Genomic DNA, 3,193 nt, shown 5'->3' with positions numbered 1-3,193 from the left:
CGCTTGTCCCCCACCGCTTGTCCCCCACCGCCTGTCCGCCACTGCACTCTCCACCGCCGCGCCATGCCACCCCGCGACAACGCGCCTGTCCCGCGCGAGTATGTCTCGTGAGTGTTTATGACGGTTCTAACCGGCATAAACACTCACGAGGCCCGGCCCCGCTCCCACCAGGCCACACAGGTCCAGACCACCCTGCCCGCCCGACCGGGTCTGGACCAGCCGCCAAGAGGTCCGGACCACCTGACCGGCACCCTGTCCCCGCCCGAACAGAACCAACCGGAGCCCCGCACCCGTCCGAACAGAACCAGACGGTGCCTGTCCCCGCCCGGACAGAATCGGTCGCCGCCATGCCTGGCCCCCGCTCAGCAGAGGTCCGGACCTGTCTCCGCTAGGTCCGGACCACCCGGTCCAGCAGCTCAAAGGAGTCCTTCACGCCTTAGGCCAGGAGCGCTCGCGGCGAACTGCCGCCGCTGCCACCAGCGCACCGCCGACTCAGACCCGTGCCCGTCCCGGGAACTAAAAAACCACCGGCCCTCGCCCTCGCGGACGGGAAGCCGGTGGTCCCGGAGAAACCGTGCCTCAGATCAATTCTCGGCGTTGGCGGAGGCGCTCGAGCGCTTCGGCGAGGATGGCCTCGCCGTCCGCGTCGCTGCGACGTTCCTTCACGTAAGCCAGATGCGTCTTGTACGGCTCGGTACGAGGCGCGGCGGGCGGACTCTGCTCGTTCTGCCCGCCGGGAAGCCCGCACCGCGGGCAATCCCATTCTTCGGGGACCTCCGCGTCCATCGCGAACGACGGGCGGGCTTCGTGCCCGTTCGCACACCAATAGGACACCCGGCGCCGTGGCGCCGATTCACCCCGCTCCGATTCGCCCGAAGGACCGGCACCCACGCGGGTGCCGCGAATCGCGTTACCGCCAACCATGAATCCTCACCCGTTGGAATCGGCGGCGCGCCCCCCAATAGGCACGCCGATCGCAAGTCCCCTTCCGGGGACCCGGTCATACCTTGAGCAGGAGGCCGAGACCCACGATGCTGATCAGCCAGATGGCCCCGAGCAGCAGCGTGATCCGGTCGAGGTTCTTCTCGGCGACGCTGGACCCCGCGAGGCTCGACTGCATCCCGCCGCCGAACAGGGACGACAGGCCGCCGCCCCGGCCGCGGTGCAGCAGCACTGCCACCACCAGCAGCACGCTGGAGGCGATCAACAGGATTTGCAGGAACAGCTTCATGTCATCCTCTGTGCTTGTCGGAGCATGCAGGGGTACGGCCGGACCCGCACAGCGTGCGGATCTTCACCGTACCCCTGGACTCGTCCACTGCTCTAGTGACGGACCGAACACACAGGCTACCCGGTAGTGCCCACGATCAGGGCAGCGGGCCACCGGCGGCGAGCGCGCAGAGCTTGGTGAACTCCTCGCCGTCGAGGCTCGCGCCGCCGACCAGCGCCCCGTCGATGTTGTCCGCGCCCACCAGCTCGGAGACGTTCCCGGACTTCACCGAGCCGCCGTAGAGCACCCGGACCGCCGTGGCGACCTCGTCGCCGTACTTCTCCGACAGCGTCCCGCGCAGGGATTTGCAGACCTCTTCGGCATCGGACACGGTCGCGACCTTGCCGGTGCCGATGGCCCACACCGGCTCGTACGCGATCACGACGGCCTGCACCTGCTCGGCCTTGAGTCCCTTGAGACCCTCGACGAGCTGGTTGCGGGTGTGTTCGAGGTGCTCGCCCGCTTCGCGGATCTCGAGTTCCTCGCCCACGCACAGGATCGGCGTGATGCCGTGCTTGAGCGCGGCCTTGACCTTCTTGTTGACCAGCTCGTCGGTCTCGCCGTGGATCGCGCGCCGCTCCGAGTGGCCGACGGTGACGAAGCTGCAGCCCAGCTTCGCCAGCATCGGGCCGGAGATGTCGCCGGTGAACGCGCCCGAGTCCTGCGGCGACAGGTCCTGCGCGCCGTAGGTGAGCGAGAGCTTGTCGGCGTCGATCAGGGTCTGCACGCTGCGGATGTCGGTGAACGGCGGCAGCACGGCCACGTCCACCTTCGCGTAGTACTTCTCCGGCAGCGCGAAGGCGATCTTCTGCACCAGGGCGATGGCCTCGAGGTGATTGAGGTTCATCTTCCAGTTGCCTGCCACCAGGGGCTTGCGTGCCACTTAGTTCTTCCCCTCCAGCGCCGCCACGCCGGGCAGCTCCTTGCCTTCCAGGTACTCCAGCGAGGCGCCGCCGCCGGTGGAGATGTGCGAGAAGCCGTCCTCGGGCAGGCCCAGCTGCCGCACCGCGGCCGCCGAATCGCCGCCGCCGACGACGGTGAACGCGTCGCTCTTCACGAGCGCCTCGGCCACCGCGCGGGTGCCGCCGGCGAACGCTTCGAATTCGAAGACGCCCATCGGGCCGTTCCAGAAGACGGTCGCCGCGTCGGCGAGCTTCTCCGCGAACAGCTTCGCCGAGCGCGGGCCGATGTCGAGGCCCATGCGATCGGCCGGGATGGCGGTGACGTCGACGGCCTCGTACTCCGCGTCGGCGGCGAACCCAACGGCGGCGAGCACGTCGACCGGCAGCACCAGTTCGACGCCGCGCTTCTCGGCCTCGGCGAGGAAGCCCTTGACCTGGTCGAGCTGGTCCTCCTGCAGCAGCGACGTGCCGACCTCGTAGCCCTTGGCCTTGAGGAACGTGTACGCCATGCCGCCGCCGATGAGCAGCCGGTCGACCTTGGTGAGCAGGTTCGCGATGACGCCGAGCTTGTCGGACACCTTCGAGCCGCCGAGCGCGACCACGTAGGGCCGCTTGACGTCGTCGGTGAGCTTCTTCAGCACGTCCAGCTCGGCCAGCACGAGGCCGCCCGCGTACGCCGGGAGCACCGCGGCGATCTCGTAGACCGAGGCCTGCTTGCGGTGCACGACGCCGAAGCCGTCGGAGACGAACGCCCCGCCCGGCGTCAGCGCGGCCAGCTCGGCCGCCAGCTCGGAGCGGTCGACGGCGTCCTTGCTGGTCTCGCGCGCGTCGAACCGCACGTTCTCCAGCAGCACGACGCTGCCGTCGGCCAGCCCGGCCGTCAGCGCCTTCGCCGACTCGCCGACGAGGTCTCCGGCCAGCGGGACCTCGGAGCCGAGCAGCTCGCCCAGCCGCTTCGCGACCGGCGCGAGCGTGAACTTCGGGTCCGGCTCGCCCTGGGGACGGCCGAGGTGCGCGGTGA

Annotated in this window: 4 protein-coding genes; all 4 read right to left on the bottom strand. The window is 69.4% G+C overall.

What is annotated here, in order from left to right; genetic code table 11:
- Window positions 1–579: 579 nt before the first annotated feature.
- Complete coding sequence (locus D0D37_RS45920; RefSeq protein WP_116206838.1) at window positions 580–924, bottom strand: RNA polymerase-binding protein RbpA; 345 nt, start codon at window positions 922–924, stop codon at window positions 580–582.
- Window positions 925–1,000: 76 nt separating this feature from the next.
- The gene (secG, locus tag D0D37_RS45915) at window positions 1,001–1,231 is read right to left on the bottom strand and encodes a preprotein translocase subunit SecG (RefSeq protein WP_033292761.1); all 231 of its coding nucleotides are present in this window, start codon (window positions 1,229–1,231) and stop codon (window positions 1,001–1,003) included.
- Between the two features lie 136 nt (window positions 1,232–1,367).
- Window positions 1,368–2,153, bottom strand: a complete 786-nt coding sequence (gene tpiA / locus D0D37_RS45910; protein WP_116206837.1) for a triose-phosphate isomerase — start codon at window positions 2,151–2,153, stop codon at window positions 1,368–1,370.
- Window positions 2,154–3,193, bottom strand: a 1,040-nt coding sequence (locus D0D37_RS45905; RefSeq protein ID WP_162834814.1) for a phosphoglycerate kinase, incomplete at its 5' end; no start/stop codon positions are given.

Source organism: Amycolatopsis circi, from assembly GCF_003385235.1.
Classification (GTDB): domain Bacteria; phylum Actinomycetota; class Actinomycetes; order Mycobacteriales; family Pseudonocardiaceae; genus Amycolatopsis; species Amycolatopsis circi.
This window is presented reverse-complemented; position numbering and strand designations above follow the sequence as displayed.

Coding starts and splice junctions, on each gene's coding strand:
- secG (WP_033292761.1), bottom strand. CDS start 1,231: ATGAAGCTGTTCCTGCAAATCCTGTTGATCGCCTCCAGCGTGCTGCTG.
- D0D37_RS45920 (WP_116206838.1), bottom strand. CDS start 924: ATGGTTGGCGGTAACGCGATTCGCGGCACCCGCGTGGGTGCCGGTCCT.